The following is a 16,207-nucleotide window of genomic DNA, read 5'->3' as shown; positions in this document are numbered from 1 at the left end:
ACTGACACGACGGTGTCGAAGCCGCAGGGCGTGTTCGACTCAAACCGAAGAAGGAGGTCAGCGATGAATGCAACAACAAGGAATGATGCTGCACCCGATCAACCGCTCATCGACACAACGCCATACGGATATGGTCCGCACGATTCAATCAGCGACGTCACCGAAATTGCCGCGATTACGCATCACACGCTGAATCTCAATGGAAAGTCGATTGACTATACGGCGCGAGCAGGCCACCTTGTCACGACCGACGCCTACAGCTCACAGCCGGGCGCAAAACTGTTCTATGTCGCGTTCACCGTCGATCAATCGACGCCATCCACGCGCCCGGTCACGTTTTTCTATAACGGCGGCCCCGGATCATCGTCGGTTTTCCTGCTGCTGGGGTCGTTCGGCCCGAGGCGGATCAGGACGAGCATGCCGAACTTCACGCCCCCGTCCCCGTATGCGCTGGAAGACAACGCGGACAGTTTGCTCGACCAGACCGATCTGGTGTTCATCGACCCGGTCGGCACGGGTTACTCGACCGCGGTCGCGCCTCACACCAACAAGGATTTCTGGGGCGTGGACAAGGACGCCGGCTGCATCAAGCAATTCATCAAGCGCTACCTGACGGTTTTCAACCGGTGGAACTCTCCCAAGTATCTGTTCGGGGAATCCTACGGAACGCCGCGCACCAGCGTGCTCACGTGGATGCTGCACGAAGACGGTGTGGATCTGAACGGGATCGTCCTGCAGTCGTCGATTCTCGATTATTCGCAGGCGGGCAACGCGGTCGGCGTCCTCCCGACGTTTGCGGCCGACGCGTGGTACCACCAGAAAGTCTCGTTGTCCCCGGTGCCGACCGATCTGCCCGAATTCATGGACAAGGTGTCCGCGTTCGCGAGCGGTCCGTATGCGGACGCGTTGGCTGCCTTCCCCAAGATCGATGACGGGGTTCTGCGGCATCTGAGCGAGATTCTCGGCATCCCGTCCACGGTCCTCAAGTACTGGCAGCTCAATCCTTCAACGGGAAATGGCGCGTCGTTCCTGACAAGTCTGCTGCTGGACGCCGGGCTGGCTGTCGGCGCCTATGACGGGCGCGTCACCGGGATAGACACCGGCATCGCCCAATTCGTCGCGCCGGATTCGGGCGGCAACGATCCGACGATGGCTGCCGTGAGCGGTGTGTACACAGCCATGTGGAACGTGTATCTCAACGACGAATTGCAATACACATCGGTCGCGCCCTTCATGGACCTGAACGACCAGGCGTTCGACAATTGGGATTTCAGTCATATCGACCCGACCGGCGCCGAAAAAGGCGGCGGCGGAAGTCTCTACACGGCGGGAGACCTTGCTGCCGCGATGTCCGTCAATCCCTACCTGAGGGTGTTTTCGGCAAACGGGTATTACGACTCGGTGACGCCGTTCTTCCAGACCCTGATCACCTTCCAGAGCATGCCGCTTGCCAGCGCGCAGATCGACAGCAACCTGACGGTCCGCAATTATCCGTCGGGCCACATGATCTACCTCGACAATGCATCGAGAACCGCGATGAAGGCCGATCTTGCGTCGTTCTATGGGGACGCGGAAACGCATGCCACGGCAACGAGGGCAGCGGGTCTGCCCGCGAGGGCGGCAATCGACGGGGGGGCGCGATATCGCAGGCGTTCGACCCGCACGCCGTACTGAGCCCATGACAAAAGCCGCGCGCGGACGCTCGACTGCAGCGCCCGCCGCGGCGGCTTGCGTGCCGCGCCGGATCGCTCGACGCGCGACGTTGCCGGACGCCGCGATGCGTTCCCGCGCGTGGCGCGGGCCGGCCGACGCCGTCGCGTCAGCCCTGATCGTGCGGTTTCGAAGGCGTGTGCGGCGCGCGCTTTTCACGTTCGCCGGACGGCTTCGACGGGTCGATGCGGGAAGCGCCGCCGATCGCGGGCGGGTCGCTGGCGGGAAACGTTTCTTCGAGCCCTTCGTCGATGCGTTCTTCCGTCTTGTCTGCGGGCGGCTTGCGCTGCGACGCGAGCAGGCGGGACAGGCCGGCGGCCGTCAGTACGGTGGTGCGGCTGCCGGTGGGATGGACGATCATGGTCGAACCTCCTTCGGTCGATGGACGAATATTCGCAGGCATCATGCCGAGCCTTCGTCGCGGCGACGACGCCCAGCCGCGCGGATCGAGACGAAGGCCCCCACACAAAGTCTACGTTACCGGGCGGACCTCTGCGGCGGCGGATGAAAGCCGCGCGGAAAAACCTGCGCCGAGGTGCGGGCAGCGCATCGGCACTTCACGAATTCAGCGTACACTGCATTTCATGCATGCCGCCTGCGGCTTGCCGGTACGGCAAGCGGTGCGCGGCGTTCCCCGGTTTTCATGCAGCCGTCAGATACCGCCTATGGTCATCGCTCGCCTGTTGCTGTCGCCCGGCGCACGCCGGTTCCTTTCCGGCGTGTCGACGGTCGCGGCGCTCATGGCGGCCGGCCCGCAGGTCGCACGCGCGCAGACGCCGTCGCCGCTCGGCGAGTGGCAGTTCTCGGCCGGCGTGCCGCTGATGAAGCTGTTCGAGCCGAACCCGCCGGACTGGCAAGTCAGTGTCGGCGCCGGGATGACGCTGGAGCCGCGCTACGCGGGCGCCGATCGCTATCACGTACTCGGCGGGCCGAACGTCGACGTGCGCTATCGCGACCTGTTCTTCCTGTCGACCGGCGAGGGCATCGGCGCGAACGTGCTGCGCGGCCCCAACTGGCGTGTCAGCCTGTCGGTGGGCTACGACCTCGGGCGCCGCAGCGCGGACGACCTCGACCACCTGAGCGGCTTCGACAACATCAACCCGGCGCCGGTGCTCAAGTTGTCGGCCGATTACGTGATCTCGAAGGACTTTCCGCTCGTGCTGCGCGCGGACGTGCGGCGCAGCGTCGGCGGCTCGAACGGCTGGGTCGGCGACCTGTCCGCGTACATGCCGATGCCCGGCAGCAACGAGCACTTCTTCTGGTTCGCCGGGCCGACCGTGTCGTTTGCCGACGCGCGCTACATGAACAGCTGGTTCGGCGTCAGCGATGCGGCCGCGGCGCGTTCCGGGCTGCCGCGCTATTCGTCGGGGGCGGGGATCCGGTCGGTCGGCGCGGGCGTGACGATGGTCTGGTTCGTGAACAAGCACTGGTTCCTGACGATGGACGGCGCGCTCGAGCAGCTCGTCGGGCGCGCGGCGCGCAGCCCGGTCACGCAGCAGACGACGAACGGCGTGCTCGATCTGTCGGTCAATTACCAGTTCTGAGCCCCTGAGCGGATCCGCGCCGGGTTGTTTCGTGCACGGAGCATCGGATCGTCGATAATCTCGCGAAACAACAATCGGAGGGCCGGATGGCCGGACGGATTTTTCGCCAGATTGGCATCGGCATGGCCTGCGTGGCGGTGGTCGCGGGCGGCGCTTCGCGAGCGCATGCCTACACGTTGAGGGCATGCGACGAACGGTGGTATGCGCCCACGCAGGAGCACGCGTTCGACGGCACGCGCGAGGCCTTTACCGAGACCGAGCGCAAGGCAAAGATCGGCGCATGCGGGGTCCATCACGCGAAAGTGCTGAGATGGTATGCGCACGACAGGGAAGCGTTCGCGACGATCGACGGCAAGGGCTATTTCATCCGGCGGAGCAGCTCGGGCAGCGGTCCGAGCTGCCAGCCGACTCACGCAGGCCCCGTCATCGATCTGCGGTGCGGCCTGCCGGACGCATTGCGCCCCCACACGCAGCGCGACACTGTCGAGTATTACCGGTTGACGGATGGCGAACTGCGGCTGATCGACCTGGAGCCCGATGCGAATGCCGGCTCCCCGATCTATGCGACCGACGGCAAGTGGGTCTATTACCTGAACTCAAGTTCAGTTTCGCCGGTGGTTCGCATTGCGGGCGCCGATGCCGCCACCTTCCGGCGCTTCACGCCCGAAGGGGCCGAGTCGGTAGCGGAGTCGGACGTGTGGGCGCGCGACAAGAACAACGTCTACTACTACGGCGATCGCGTCGACGGCATGTCGCCGGACGCACCGGTGACGATGTTCGGCAACGGGCGCTGGACACGGGCGTTCGCGATCAACCAGGGCAAGGTCTTCCTGGCCGATTACCGCGAGATCCGCCTGCTGCCCGGGATGGAGCCGACGTTGCGCTACGTGTCTCCGTACTTCATCAGCGACGGCAAGGCCATCTACACGCGCTTCGGGAAGCGGATCGACGGACTCGCGGCGGATGGGTTCGAGGTCGTAATGCCGGGTTGCCCGGTGCCCGGGCACCCGAAACTGAACTGCGTGGCCTATGTCGACAAGCCCGGCGTCCACATGCCGATCAGCGGCGGAATCGGCGTACAGGACGGCGCGATCGCCTTTCCCGATGACTATTCGACCCGCATCTATCTCCGGAGCGGGCTGCGCGCGGACCGCGTCACATACTTCTTCACACCCGACGAGCGATTCGACTCATGGGTCGCGTTGATGATTTTCGACGGGCGGCTGTATTCGCTGAGCGGGCTGAAGGATGACGGACGGGACGCGGACGAACAGACGAAGCGGCGATTCGCGGATGGCGTGGCGCTGCGCGGGGCGTTGCGCAGCGTCGGAGAGCATTCGATTGCCGACGACGAAGGCATGATCGACGTGCGGACCCTGAAACGCAGCCCGCTGAATACTTCCAGCCAGTGATGCACGGTAGCGTACGACGGGCGACTGCGTTGCTTCGTCGTCACGACCCGCGGCCAAACGCTTCGCGCAGCTTCTGCTTCGCGCGTTCGAGCGTGTCGCGGCGGTCTTGCGGCAGATGCGCGCCCGCCCGGTTGATGTAGAAATTGAGCATCGACATCGCGGACTGGTACGGCGTGCCCTTGCGGCGCGTGCTGCGCTCCGCCGCGCGTTTCAGCGCCTGCGCGATGTCCTCGGGATCGTCGTGCGAGAACGTGCCCGGTTCGAGATCGAGCGCGTCGCTGCGTTCGGTCACGTGTTGCGACCAGCGCTCCGCGGCTTGCGGCGCGGTGGTGTCGCGGGAAGGCGGGCGGCGGGTAGTCATGGCGAACGCTCCTTCGGCGCGGCGCGCCGATGTGCGCCGGACGATCCGCATGCTTCGCGGTCGCGCTGGCCGAGGCACGAGGACCGTCGTGCGATGTGACGCTTTCGATTGTGCGCGCGTCCGAGGGGACGTCGCAACCGCACATCGCCCGCCGCCGGCTTCACATTTGCTATGATTCCGACCTGTACAAACGTACAGTGACCGATCTCCGTGACCCCATCTTCGCCGCCTCCGCCGGCGTTTTACTACCTGACCAATTTCGAACGTGCGCTTGCCTGGCTCGGCGAGCGCTACGACGACGTGTTCGACGACAGCGAACGGGCATTCCTGCAGGCATTCCCGTCGCTGCCGCAGGCGTCGCGCGCGCTGCTCGTGCGGATGCTGATGCGCAACGGTCCGGATTTCCGCGCGAGCAAGCTCGCCTACGACGAGATCGGCTGTCCGCGCGCGTCGGCCGCGCCGCTCGTTGCGGCGGGCTGGGTCGATCCGGCGCCGGCGCTGACGCTCGATGAGATTTTTGCGTTGTGCACCAAGGCGGAATTGCTGCGGATGTTTCCGCCGCTCGGCGCCCATGCGGGCGAGCGCAAGAGCGAATGGCTCGACCGGCTGCGGCTCGCGCACGACTTGGCCCAGCCGTTCGACGCATGGTTTTCGGCCGGCCAACCGCAGGGCGCTCCTCCGCCGAACGGCGACTGCGTGCTGCGAGTGACGGTCGGCGCACTGTGCGACCGGCTGCGGCTGATGTTCTTCGGCAATCTCCATCAGGACTGGAGCGAATTCGTGCTCGCCGATCTCGGCGTGTTCCAGTACGAAAGCGTGCCGTTTGCGCCGTCGTCGCGCGCGTTCCAGCGTCGCGGCGACGTCGACGCGTATCTCGCGCTGCACGCGTGCCGCGATGCGCTCGACGCGTGGCCCGACGACGCGCCGCTCGAAGCGCTCGCCGACGCAATCGGCATGGTCGCGTGCGGGCAGCCGTGGCTCGAGACGCGCCGCGCGAAGCTGCTGTTCGCGGTGGGTCAGACCGGCGAACGCCGCGGCGCCTGGCCGCTCGCGCTCGACGCGTATGCGCGCAGCGCGTGGCCCGGCAGCCGCCACCGGCGAATCCGCGTGCTCGAGCGCAGCGGGCACGACGACGACGCGCTCGCGCTGGCCCTCGACGCGCGCGCCGCATTCGAGAGCGACGAGGAGCGCCAGCGCGTCGAACGGATGCTGCCGCGCCTGCAGCGCCGTGCCGGCCGCACGGTCGAGCGCGCGCCCGCCGCGCCGGACGTGCCGCGCGACACGCTGGTGCTGGCGCGCCCCGACGCGTTCGTCAGCGTCGAATACGCGGTGCGCGACCATCTCGCGCAGCCCGACGCGCCGGTCCATTACGTCGAGAACACGCTGATCAACTCGCTGTTCGGCCTGCTGTGCTGGGAGCCCGTGTTCGCCGCCGTGCCGGGCGCGTTCTTCCACCCGTTCCAGCGCGGGCCGGCCGACCTGCATGCGCCCGATTTCGCCGCGCGCCGCGCGGACGCGTTCGCCGCGTGCTTCGCGCAGCTCGATTCCGGCGCGTACCGCGAGACGATCCGCCGCCATTTCGCGACGAAGCTGGGCCTGCAGTCGCCGTTCGTGTTCTGGGGCGTGCTGAGCCCGGAATTGCTCGACGAAGCGCTGGCGTGCCTGCCGCCCGCGCATCTGCGGCTCTGGTTCGCGCGCCTGCTCGCCGACATCCGCAGCAACCGCTCGGGGCTGCCTGATCTCGTCCGTTTCTGGCCCGCCGAACGGCGCTACGAGCTGATCGAGGTGAAGGGGCCCGGCGACCGCCTGCAGGACAACCAGACGCGCTGGCTCGGCTACTGCATCGGCCACGGGATGCCGGTGCGCGTCGTCGACGTCGAATGGGCGGGCGACGTCGTCGTGCCCGCCGTCGCCGCGGGGCACTGCGCATGAGCTACGTCGTCGCGGTGCGGGCAATGTGCGAGTTCACCGCGCGGCGCGGCGATCTCGACCTGCGCTTCACGCCCGCGCCGACCGCGCTCGAAGGCATCGCGGGGCACGGCGCGGTGACGTCGCGCCGCGGCGCCCGCTACGAGACCGAGATTCCACTGTCGGGCACGTGGGGGACGCTGACCGTGCGCGGCCGCGCGGATGGCTACGATCCGGCGGCGAACCGCCTCGAGGAAATCAAGACTTACCGCGGCAACCTCGACGCGATGCCCGCCAATCATCGCGCGCTGCACTGGGCGCAGGCGAAGGTGTACGCGCACCTGCTGTGCGACGCGCGCGAACTGCCGGAGATCACGGTCGCGCTCGTGTATTTCGACATCGTGTCCGAGCGCGAGACCGTGCTGAGCGAGACGCTGGCGGCCGACGCGCTCGCGGCGTTCTTCGCCGAGCAGTGCGCGTGCTTCGTCGGCTGGGCCGAACGCGAAACCGCGCACCGTGCCGCGCGCGACGCGGCGCTGCGCGCGCTGCAGTTTCCGCACGAGCGGTTCCGCAGCGGGCAGCGCGAGCTGGCGGTCGCTGTCTATCGCGCGGCGCGCGACGAACGCTGCCTGATCGCGCAGGCGCCGACCGGCATCGGCAAGACGCTCGGCACGGTGTTTCCGCTGCTGAAGGCGTGCGGCGAGGATCAGCTCGACCGCGTGTTCTTCCTGACCGCGAAGACGCCGGGCCGCGCGCTCGCGCTCGACGCGGCCACGACGCTCGGCGCCGGCACGCCGGCGCTGCCGCTGCGCGTGCTGGAGCTCGTCGCGCGCGACAAGGCGTGCGAGCACCCGGACAACGCGTGCCACGGCGAATCGTGCCCGCTCGCGCGCGGCTTCTACGACCGGCTCGCCGCCGCGCGCGACACGGCGATCGGCAACGGGCTGCTCGACCGCGACACGGTGCGCGCGGCCGCGCTCGCGCACGACGTCTGTCCGTACTACCTCGTGCAGGAACTGGCGCGCTGGTCGGACATGGTGGTCGGCGACTACAACTACTACTACGACGGCAGCGCGATGCTGCACGTGCTTGCGCAGCAGAACCAGTGGCGGATCGGCGTGCTCGTCGACGAAGCGCACAACCTGCTCGACCGCGCGCGCAAGATGTACAGCGGATCGCTCGACCCGTTCGCGTTCGCGGCCGCGCGCGACGCAGCGCCGGCCGCGCTGCGCAAGGCGTTCGAGCGGCTCGGCCGCGCCTGGGGCGCGCTGAATCGCGCGCAGCAGACGCGCTACGCGGCATATCCCGACATCCCCGGTCCGCTCGTGTCGGCCGTGCAGAACCTCGTCGCGGCGATCGGCGAGCACCTGGCCGACGCGCCGCGCGCGAACGACGACGCGTTGCTGCGGTTTCATTTCGACGCGATCCAGTTCGGCGCGCTGGCGGACGCGTTCGACGACGCGTCGATCTTCGACGTCACGCTGCACGGCGAGCCGACGCCCCGGCAGCCGGGGCTCGACGGCGTGGCGCCGGCGGGCCGGCGGCGCCGTGCGCAATCGACGCTGTGCGTGCGCAACGTGATCCCGGCCGGCTTCCTCGCGCCGCGCTTCTCGGCCGCCCGCGCGACCGTGCTGTTTTCCGGGACGCTGCGCCCGTTCCATTTTTATCGCGACACGCTCGGGCTGCCCGCCGACACAGGCTGGCTCGATGTCGACGGGCCGTTCCGCGCCGAACAGCTGACCGTGCGCGTCGCGAGCCACGTGTCGACGCGCTGGCGCGACCGCGACCGGTCGCTCGTGCCGATCGCCGACCTGATCGCCGCGCAGTACGCAGCGCGTCCCGGCAACTACCTGAGCTTCCTGAGCAGTTTCGATTACCTGCAGCGCGTCGTCGCGCTGATGCAGGAGCGTCATCCGGACGTGCCCGTCTGGGCGCAGGCGCCCGGCATGGCCGAAGCCGAACGCGACGCGTTCCTCGCACGCTTCGACGCGGGCGGGCGCGGCGTCGGCTTCGCGGTGCTGGGCGGCGCGTTTTCGGAAGGGGTGGACCTGGCAGGCGAGCGGCTGATCGGCGCGTTCATCGCGACGCTCGGCCTGCCGCAGGTCAACGACGTCAACGAGCAGATGCGCCGCGCGATGGACGCGCGCTTCGGCAACGGCTACGACTTCATCTACCTGTATCCGGGGCTGCAGAAGGTCGTGCAGGCGGCCGGGCGGGTGATCCGCACCGAGCAGGACGAGGGCGTCGTGCACCTGATCGACGACCGCTATCGGCGGCGCGAGGTGCGGGATCTGCTGCCGCGCTGGTGGCGGATCGGCTGAGGATGCGCGGGAGAGGGCTCACAGCATGTTGAGCATCGCGAGCGCGGTTTCCTGCAGTTGCGGCAGCACGCGTCGCACCGCCGCTTCGGTCGTTTCGGCGCCGATCGGCATGTTGGTGCTCAGCGCGGCGACGACTTCGCCGTGCCGGTTCTTCAGCGGCACCGCGATCCCGCGCACGCCGACCTGCAACTGCTGCTCGATCACCGCAAACCCGTCGTCGCGCGCGCGGTCGATCTGTTCGAGCAGGCGCGCGTTGTTTGTGATCGTATGCGGCGTGAACGGCGGCAGCTCGGCGCCGTCGAGCCACGCGCGGACCGCGTCGCGATCCGGATGATGCGCGAGCAGCACGACGCCCGGCGACGTCAGCGGCGCCGGCACGCGCGCGCCGAGCACGAAGCCGGTCGTCATCACGCGCGACACGCCGTTGCGCGCGATGAACACCAGCTCCCACTCGTCGAGCACGCTCACGTACGCGGATTCGTTCAGCGTCGCGCTCAACTGCTGCAGATACGGCTGGACGGTGCGCGGCAGCCGCGCGGAATCGAAGTACGACCAGCCGACCCGCAGCACGCGCGGCGTCAGCCCGTACAGCTTGCCGTCGGTATAGACGTAGCCGAGCGATTCGAGCGTCAGCAGGTAACGCCGCGCGGCGGTGCGCGTGAGACCGGTGCGGGCGGCGGCCTGGGTCGGCGTCATGCGCGCATGCTGGCTGTCGAACGCTTCGAGGATCATCAGGCCCTTCTCCAGGCCGGCGATCCAGTCGCGCTTGTCGAGCTCGGCCTTTTTCATGTCGCGCAGCGCCGCACGGCTCGCATCACTCGCTGCTCGTCCACTCGACGTTCGCGCCGACCGAGCGCAGGTTCTCGACGAAATGCGGATGCGCGCGGCGGATCGGCAGCGCGTTCATGATTTCCGAGCGGCCCTCGATGCTTGCGGCGACCATCAGCAGCGCGATCGCGACGCGGATGATGTAAGGGCTCTCGACGCGCGCCGGCGTGAGCTTCAGCCCGCCGAACGTGATCAGCCGGTGCGGATCGGACAGCAGCACGTGCGCGCCGAACTTCGACAGCTCGCCCGACCAGCCGAGCGCGCCGTCGTAGACCTTGTTCCAGAACATCGCGCTGCCTTCCGCGCGCACGCCGAGCGCGATGAAGATCGGCAGCAGGTCGACCGGCAGGTACGGCCACGGCGCGGCTTCGACCTTGGTCAGGATGTTCTGCGTGAACGGCTGGCGCACGCGCAGCGGGCCGTCGCGCTCCGCGCGCGACCAGCCGTCGCGGTGCGTGACCTGCACGCCGAACTTCGCGAACGTGCGGTCGATCAGCGGGAAATGCTCGGGCACCGAGTTGCGCACGGCGATGTCGCCGCCCGTGATCGCGCCGAGCGCGAGGAACGTCGCGATTTCGTGGAAGTCCTCGGCGAAGCGGAATTCGCCGCCGCCGAGCTTGGCGCCGCCGGTCACGCAGAGCCGCGACGTGCCGATGCCTTCGATTCCGACGCCGAGCATCGCGAGGAACTGCGAAAACTCCTGCACATGCGGTTCGGACGCGGCGTTCATCAGCGTCGACGTGCCGGCCGCGGCGGTCGCGCACAGCGCGAAGTTCTCGGTGGTCGTCACCGACGCGTAGTCGAGCCAGTGATCGTTGGCCTTCAGCGGGCCGTCCGAGCGCACGATCAGCGAGTCGGGCGTGCGTTCGATCTGCGCGCCGAAGCGTTCGAACACCTCGACGTGCGGATCGATCTCGCGCACGCCGAGCGTGCAGCCCTTCACGTCGTTCTCGAGGCGCGCGACGCCGAAGCGCGCGAGCAGCGGCGGGATCAGCATGATCGACGAGCGCATCGCCTCGGGCAGCCGGTGGACGGCCGGATCGAACGTCGTGTTGCGGTGATGGAGCTCGAGGATGCCGGTCTCGAAATCGATCGACACGTCGCTGCCGAGCGTGCGGAAGATGTCGAGGATCTTGCGCACGTCGGTGATGTCGGGCACGCCGACGAGCCGCAGCGGCTGGTCGGTGAGCAGGGTGGCGCACAGGATCGGCAGGACGGCGTTCTTGTTCGCGGACGGCTGGATGTCGCCGCGCAGCGGTGTGCCGCCGTGAACGATGAGATTCGACATGATATGGGGGTAGATCGGTGACTGACGTAGCCCCGTATGATGCCATTGCTCGGGATGCCGGTGGAAAGTGCAAGCGTGAAAAGGGGAAATCGGAGCAGGGCTTGACGGTGTTTGACGCCGCGCGACGCAGCTCGCTCGTGCCCGACGCTTGCGCGCGGCCGGCCCGTCGCAGCGGCCGGCCGCGGACAGTCAGCCCGCCGCCCGCATCCGCGCGGCGACGACCAGCGAGATCAGGCAGCCCGCCGCGAGGTAGCCGGCGACGAGGTGCCACGAGCCGCCCGCGAGGGTCACGAGCCCGACTGCGATGAACGGCGTGAAGCCGCCGCCGACCACGCTCGCGAACTGGTAGCCGACGCCTGCGCCGCTATAGCGGTATTCGGCGCCGAACAGCTCGGTGAAGAGCGGTTGCTGGACGCTCACGACCATGTCGTGCGCGGCGTTTGCCAGCAGGATCGAGAAGATCACGATCCACGCGATCGAACGCGCTTCGAGCGCGACGAAGAACGGCACCGCGGACGCGAGGCCGATCAGCGCGCCGACCAGGTAGATGCGGCGCAGGCCGAAGCGGTCGGCCAGCCACGCGAAGCACGGGATCGTCACGCAGCTCACCGCGCCGACCAGCAGGCCGATGTTCAGGAACAGGTCGCGCGACATGCCGAGATTGGTCGTCGAATAGCTGAGCGCGAACGCGGTGACGATATACATCGTGAACAGCTCGGCAAGACGCAGCGCGACGATCAGCAGGAACGCCTTCGGATGGCGCGTCAGCGCTTCGAGCACCGGCAGGCGCAGCTTGCGGTTCGCGTGCTCGACCTTCTCGACGAACTCCTGCGACTCGTCCATGCTCTTGCGCACCCACAGGCCGATCAGCACCAGCACGATGCTGAACACGAACGGCAGGCGCCAGCCCCACGACTTGAACGCCGCCTCGCCGAGCGTGTGGCTCAGGATCGACACGCTGCCCGTCGCCAGCACGAGGCCGACGCCGTAGCCGACCTGCACGCCGCTGCTGTAGAACGCCTTCTTTTTCTGCGGCGCGCTCTCGACGGCCATCAGCGCCGCGCCGCCCCATTCGCCGCCGACCGCGAAGCCCTGTACCGCGCGCATCAGGACCAGCAGCACGGGCGCCCACCAGCCGATCGTCGCGAAGGTCGGCAACAGGCCGATCGCGACGGTCGACAGGCCCATCATCATCACCGTCAGCACGAGCATCCGCTTGCGGCCGAGCCGGTCGCCGTAGTGGCCGAACACGACGCCGCCGAGCGGCCGGAACAGGAAGCCGACGCCGAACGTCGCGAACGCCGCGAGGGTGCCCATCGTCGGGCTGACCTTCGGGAAGAACTCGGAATTGAACACGAGCGCGGCGACGATCCCGTACAGCAGGAAGTCGTACCAGTCGACGACGGCGCCGACGAAGCTGCCGAGCGCGGCCTTGCGGGCCTGGCTGCGCGCCCGGACGGTGCTGGCGATGTCGACGGTGTCAAAGGCTGGGGTCATGGCGGTGTCTCCTGGCACGGCGCATCATGGAATCGTGGCGGCGCCGCGTCCGATGCTGCATTGAAGGCGTTGGGTGAACGGAGCATAGGGCGCGCATCGCGGCGCGGCAATTGGCCAAACGGCTAAAATGCGCGATTATCGTTCAAGTTCGTGCGTTAATCGCACGATTTTCGGGTTTGCACTAGGCGGACGCCGCGCAGTCCGTTCGGCCAAGGTGCGCCGTCGTGAACGGTTTGGTTAAAATCGGCAGCATTGATAACATCGCGCGGAACAGTCGCAGGCCCGGGCGCCGCGCACGCGGGGTCGCGCCACGGGCCCGGCGCAACACCCTCATCGACCCCGCTTGCCCCCGGAGACTGGAATGCCTGGCACTCATCCCCCCCTGTCCAGCGATACGCCGCCTGTCGAGAACCCGGCCGCCAATCCGCTCGGGATGGCCGGGCTGGAATTCGTCGAATTCGCGGCGCCGGTGCCGGACGCGCTCGCGCAACGCTTCGAGCAACTCGGGTTCAAGGCGATCGCCCGGCACGTCAGCAAGGCCGTTACGCTGTACCGGCAAGGCCGGATGAATTTCCTGATCAATGCGGAGCCCGATTCGTTCGCCGCGCGCTACGCGGAAGAGTACGGAATGGGCGTGTGCGCGATCGGCCTGCGCGTTGCCAACGCGCGGCGCGCGTTCGAGCGGGCGATCAAGCTCGGCGCGTGGGCGTTCGAAGGCGAGCGGGTCGGCGTCGGCGAGCTGAAGATCCCGGCGATCCAGGGCATCGGCGATTCGCATCTGTACTTCGTCGACCGCTGGCGCGGGCGGGACGGCCAGCGCGGCGGCGTCGGCGACATCTCGATCTTCGACATCGACTTCCGGCCGATCGACGTCGCCACCGCGCATACCGATCTCGATTTCGCCGGCACCGGGCTGCAGCAGGTCGACCATTTCACGCAGACGGTCGGTGCGGGGCGCATGCAGGAATGGCTGGATTTCTACCACGACCTGCTGCATTTCCGCGAAATCCATGAAATCGACCCGCACTGGCACGTGTCCGAGGAATCGCGCGTGATGGTGTCGCCGTGCGGCGCGCTGCGGATTCCGGTCTACGAGGAAGGCACGCGGCGCACCGAGCTGATGCACGCCTACCTGCCGGATCATCCGGGCGAGGGCGTGCAGCACGTCGCACTCGCGACCGACGACATCCTGTCGTGCGTCGACGCGCTGCGCGCGAACGGCGTCGAGTTCATCGAGCCGCCCGCACGCTACTACGACACGGTCGATGCGCGGCTGCCGGGGCACCGTCTCGATCTCGACGCGCTGCGGCGCCGCGCGGTGCTCGTCGACGGTGAAATCGGCGACGACGGCGTGCCGCAGCTGTTCTTCCAGACGTTCGTCAAGCGGCGGCCGGGCGAGATCTTCTTCGAGATCGTCCAGCGGCAGGGGCACCACGGGTTCGGGGAAGGGAGCCTGGCGGCACTCGCGCAGGCGCGCGACGTTGGCTGAATGGCCGTCTTCCTCGTACCTGACAGCGACATGATGTGACGTATCCGGCAGACGCGGAATCGGGCCGCTGCACGCAACGTTCCGCGATTCGCCGGCGCCAGCCGGGGCAATCCGATTCGGGGATTACGGTGATATCAATGCTGGCATCCTGCCGACGAGGCGCTATCATTGATAGCAAATCTGACTGGAGGGATGTGTGGCGAATCTACTGGTGCGTAACGTGGATGACAGTATCGTCCAGAGCCTGCGCGAGCAGGCTGCGGCGCACGGCCGGAGTGCGGAGGCCGAGCATCGCGCCATTCTCGCGAGTGCGCTCGCCCGGCCGAAGCGCAGGACCTTCGCGGAAGTGCTGAAGAGCATCCCCGATGTTGGCGAAGACACGGATTTCGAGCGCGTGCAGGATTCCGGCGAGGCCAGGCATGTTTTTGATTGAAACATTCGATCGGTCGGAAACCCTTGTCGCATAAGGACGTGTTCAGAACCTGTTCAGGCTGGCGCGCTTTGGGCAGATGGGTGACGTCCGAGACGAAGAAGGTGTGAAGCGCTTCTTCTTTCTACCCGAGCGGGCCGAGGCGATTCAAAGCCTCTCTCGTTGGTTGTCTCCGACTTTTCCAGAGATCTCAATGCTCGCGCTTGACTGTCTGCGCGCCCGACTGAATGCGAATCATGCGAAGGCTACGATTAGCTTCCGCGATCTGGCAGGAAAGTTCGGTGCGAGTCACATGACGTACAAACGTGCGCACGAAAAGATCGTACTGCGCATGCGGGAAATTGAAGAGTTGGCGCTGAATCGCCTTACGCCATATTTCGAAGCGACTGGATTGATTGCGCGTGCAATGGAATGTGCTTGACACTGCTGTTACAGCGGCATATGACTTTTGCCATGCGGCATAGGTTGCATGCGAAGAAACCCGCTCAGTCCGCCGTGCGGGCTTTTTGTTTGGTCGCAATTTGCATTGTCGCGATTCGGTTATGATTTGTTCTCCACTTCGGAGGTGACGTGTCAATTTACGACGAATACAAGCAGGCGATTCTGAGCCGAAAAGAGGCTGAGCAGAAAGAGCTGACGCAAATTGCAGACGAAATCAATACTCTCGTCAAGGGTTTGACCGAGGCGTTGGGGGCACCGCCTGAGGCTCTTAGACTCTTGAACACCGGCGGCGGCGGAGCAATCCCAATTGACTTCAAGCCAGACAATCAACGAAGTTCTTCGTTTTTGATTGAACTGTCCGTTCGTAATGGGGAAGAGCTTCTTGCGCAACAGCAAATTCGTGTGAGCGGTGCACCGGCTCTGGGTAGCGGGCGCTTGATCACGGTGAATGGAAAAATGGTGCAAGGGGGATGCCTCGGATTCAACTCCCAGAATGTCGTGGATCACATTACGAACGAGATTAAGAAGGCAATGTGAGTTTGTGAAGTGTTTGAGGGCTCGCAGGCGTGCGCTTGCGAGCCTTTTTATTTTGGAGCTGCCTCGATGCGTACGAAACTGACGACTCTCGGGCCGCGTGTTTCTCGTCTGGCTGAGGCACACGTCACTTTGCTCACGGTCAGGCTCATGGCGAGCCAGCAAGACAAGTAGCGCGGCTCGAGGTTATGGGTAGGCATGGCAGAAGCTGCGGGCGGCCCATCTCACGAAGTATCCGCATTGTGTGTGCTGCCTGAGCGAGATCGGCATGACTGGCTGGTCGCCGGCTGATGTGGTGCTCACGTGTGCCGCACGAGGGATTGCAGAGCCGCTCGGAACGATTGGCGATCACATCGTTCCGCATCGTGGCGATAGGCAGTTGCAGCTTGATCCGGACAACAATGAACGAGAGCATCAGGGGCGCTGGTGTTAGGGCAAGACGCC

Annotated in this window: 14 protein-coding genes; 9 read left to right on the top strand and 5 right to left on the bottom strand. The window is 66.7% G+C overall.

Annotated elements, in window-relative coordinates; all coding sequences use genetic code 11:
• Positions 1 to 30 precede the first annotated feature (30 nt).
• Positions 31 to 1,674 (top strand): S10 family peptidase, encoded by a 1,644-nt coding sequence (locus tag ACFIMZ_RS27275; RefSeq protein WP_431825373.1) that lies wholly within the window; start codon positions 31 to 33, stop codon positions 1,672 to 1,674.
• 145 nt (positions 1,675 to 1,819) lie between these two features.
• Here ACFIMZ_RS27275 and ACFIMZ_RS27270 read toward each other — a convergent pair whose 3' ends face one another.
• Positions 1,820 to 2,071 (bottom strand): hypothetical protein, encoded by a 252-nt coding sequence (locus tag ACFIMZ_RS27270; protein WP_431822592.1) that lies wholly within the window; start codon positions 2,069 to 2,071, stop codon positions 1,820 to 1,822.
• Between the two features lie 304 nt (positions 2,072 to 2,375).
• Here ACFIMZ_RS27270 and ACFIMZ_RS27265 point away from each other — a divergent pair, with 304 nt between their 5' ends.
• Complete coding sequence (locus ACFIMZ_RS27265; RefSeq protein WP_431822591.1) at positions 2,376 to 3,254, top strand: MipA/OmpV family protein; 879 nt, start codon at positions 2,376 to 2,378, stop codon at positions 3,252 to 3,254.
• A gap of 86 nt (positions 3,255 to 3,340) precedes the next feature.
• Positions 3,341 to 4,666, top strand: a complete 1,326-nt coding sequence (locus ACFIMZ_RS27260; RefSeq protein ID WP_431822590.1) for a DKNYY domain-containing protein — start codon at positions 3,341 to 3,343, stop codon at positions 4,664 to 4,666.
• 40 nt (positions 4,667 to 4,706) lie between these two features.
• On the opposite strand, the gene ACFIMZ_RS27255 is transcribed toward ACFIMZ_RS27260, so the two are convergent.
• Entirely contained in the window at positions 4,707 to 5,027 is a 321-nt protein-coding gene (locus ACFIMZ_RS27255; RefSeq protein WP_431822589.1) for a DUF3175 domain-containing protein, read from the bottom strand.
• Positions 5,028 to 5,237: 210 nt separating this feature from the next.
• Here ACFIMZ_RS27255 and ACFIMZ_RS27250 point away from each other — a divergent pair, with 210 nt between their 5' ends.
• Positions 5,238 to 6,959 carry a VRR-NUC domain-containing protein gene (locus ACFIMZ_RS27250; RefSeq protein WP_431822588.1) on the top strand — a complete coding sequence of 574 codons (1,722 nt, stop codon included), beginning with the start codon at positions 5,238 to 5,240 and terminating at the stop codon, positions 6,957 to 6,959.
• On the top strand, positions 6,956 to 9,256 hold the full coding sequence (locus ACFIMZ_RS27245; protein ID WP_431822587.1) for an ATP-dependent DNA helicase: 2,301 nt from the start codon (positions 6,956 to 6,958) through the stop codon (positions 9,254 to 9,256). Before ACFIMZ_RS27250 ends, ACFIMZ_RS27245 begins: the two co-directional genes overlap by 4 nt.
• 18 nt (positions 9,257 to 9,274) lie before the next feature.
• Here the strand turns inward: ACFIMZ_RS27245 and ACFIMZ_RS27240 are convergent, their stop codons facing one another.
• The 3 genes from ACFIMZ_RS27240 to shiA all read right to left on the bottom strand — a co-directional run bounded on the left by ACFIMZ_RS27240 (position 9,275) and on the right by shiA (position 12,869).
• Positions 9,275 to 10,045: an IclR family transcriptional regulator domain-containing protein gene (locus tag ACFIMZ_RS27240; RefSeq protein ID WP_431822586.1), complete on the bottom strand. Its 771-nt coding sequence runs from the start codon at positions 10,043 to 10,045 to the stop codon at positions 9,275 to 9,277.
• Between the two features lie 25 nt (positions 10,046 to 10,070).
• Positions 10,071 to 11,372, bottom strand: coding sequence for a UDP-N-acetylglucosamine 1-carboxyvinyltransferase (locus ACFIMZ_RS27235; RefSeq protein ID WP_431822585.1), 1,302 nt, complete (start codon positions 11,370 to 11,372; stop codon positions 10,071 to 10,073).
• Between the two features lie 189 nt (positions 11,373 to 11,561).
• Positions 11,562 to 12,869, bottom strand: coding sequence for a shikimate transporter (gene shiA / locus ACFIMZ_RS27230; protein WP_431822584.1), 1,308 nt, complete (start codon positions 12,867 to 12,869; stop codon positions 11,562 to 11,564).
• 361 nt (positions 12,870 to 13,230) lie between these two features.
• On the opposite strand from shiA, the gene ACFIMZ_RS27225 reads away from it, so the two are divergent.
• From ACFIMZ_RS27225 to ACFIMZ_RS27210, 4 genes are all read left to right on the top strand, one after another.
• Entirely contained in the window at positions 13,231 to 14,358 is a 1,128-nt protein-coding gene (locus tag ACFIMZ_RS27225; RefSeq protein ID WP_431822583.1) for a 4-hydroxyphenylpyruvate dioxygenase family protein, read from the top strand.
• Positions 14,359 to 14,554: 196 nt separating this feature from the next.
• Complete coding sequence (locus ACFIMZ_RS27220; protein ID WP_431822582.1) at positions 14,555 to 14,791, top strand: FitA-like ribbon-helix-helix domain-containing protein; 237 nt, start codon at positions 14,555 to 14,557, stop codon at positions 14,789 to 14,791.
• Between the two features lie 103 nt (positions 14,792 to 14,894).
• Entirely contained in the window at positions 14,895 to 15,209 is a 315-nt protein-coding gene (locus ACFIMZ_RS27215; protein WP_431822581.1) for a hypothetical protein, read from the top strand.
• 149 nt (positions 15,210 to 15,358) lie between these two features.
• Positions 15,359 to 15,766 (top strand): hypothetical protein, encoded by a 408-nt coding sequence (locus tag ACFIMZ_RS27210; RefSeq protein ID WP_431822580.1) that lies wholly within the window; start codon positions 15,359 to 15,361, stop codon positions 15,764 to 15,766.
• Positions 15,767 to 16,207: the final 441 nt, after the last annotated feature.

The organism is Burkholderia sp. F1, from assembly GCF_050813845.1.
GTDB classification, from domain to species: Bacteria; Pseudomonadota; Gammaproteobacteria; order Burkholderiales; family Burkholderiaceae; genus Burkholderia; species Burkholderia ubonensis.
The sequence above is the reverse complement of the archived record's forward strand: the minus strand, read 5'-3'. Positions and strand labels throughout refer to the sequence as shown.

Bases quoted from the DNA above. Each gene is read 5' to 3' on its own strand.
- ACFIMZ_RS27270 (WP_431822592.1), bottom strand. From the start codon at position 2,071: ATGATCGTCCATCCCACCGGCAGCCGCACCACCGTACTGACGGCCGCC.
- ACFIMZ_RS27245 (WP_431822587.1), top strand. From the start codon at position 6,956: ATGAGCTACGTCGTCGCGGTGCGGGCAATGTGCGAGTTCACCGCGCGG.
- shiA (WP_431822584.1), bottom strand. From the start codon at position 12,869: ATGACCCCAGCCTTTGACACCGTCGACATCGCCAGCACCGTCCGGGCG.
- ACFIMZ_RS27265 (WP_431822591.1), top strand. From the start codon at position 2,376: ATGGTCATCGCTCGCCTGTTGCTGTCGCCCGGCGCACGCCGGTTCCTT.
- ACFIMZ_RS27235 (WP_431822585.1), bottom strand. From the start codon at position 11,372: ATGTCGAATCTCATCGTTCACGGCGGCACACCGCTGCGCGGCGACATC.
- ACFIMZ_RS27255 (WP_431822589.1), bottom strand. From the start codon at position 5,027: ATGACTACCCGCCGCCCGCCTTCCCGCGACACCACCGCGCCGCAAGCC.
- ACFIMZ_RS27240 (WP_431822586.1), bottom strand. From the start codon at position 10,045: ATGAAAAAGGCCGAGCTCGACAAGCGCGACTGGATCGCCGGCCTGGAG.
- ACFIMZ_RS27260 (WP_431822590.1), top strand. From the start codon at position 3,341: ATGGCCGGACGGATTTTTCGCCAGATTGGCATCGGCATGGCCTGCGTG.
- ACFIMZ_RS27225 (WP_431822583.1), top strand. From the start codon at position 13,231: ATGCCTGGCACTCATCCCCCCCTGTCCAGCGATACGCCGCCTGTCGAG.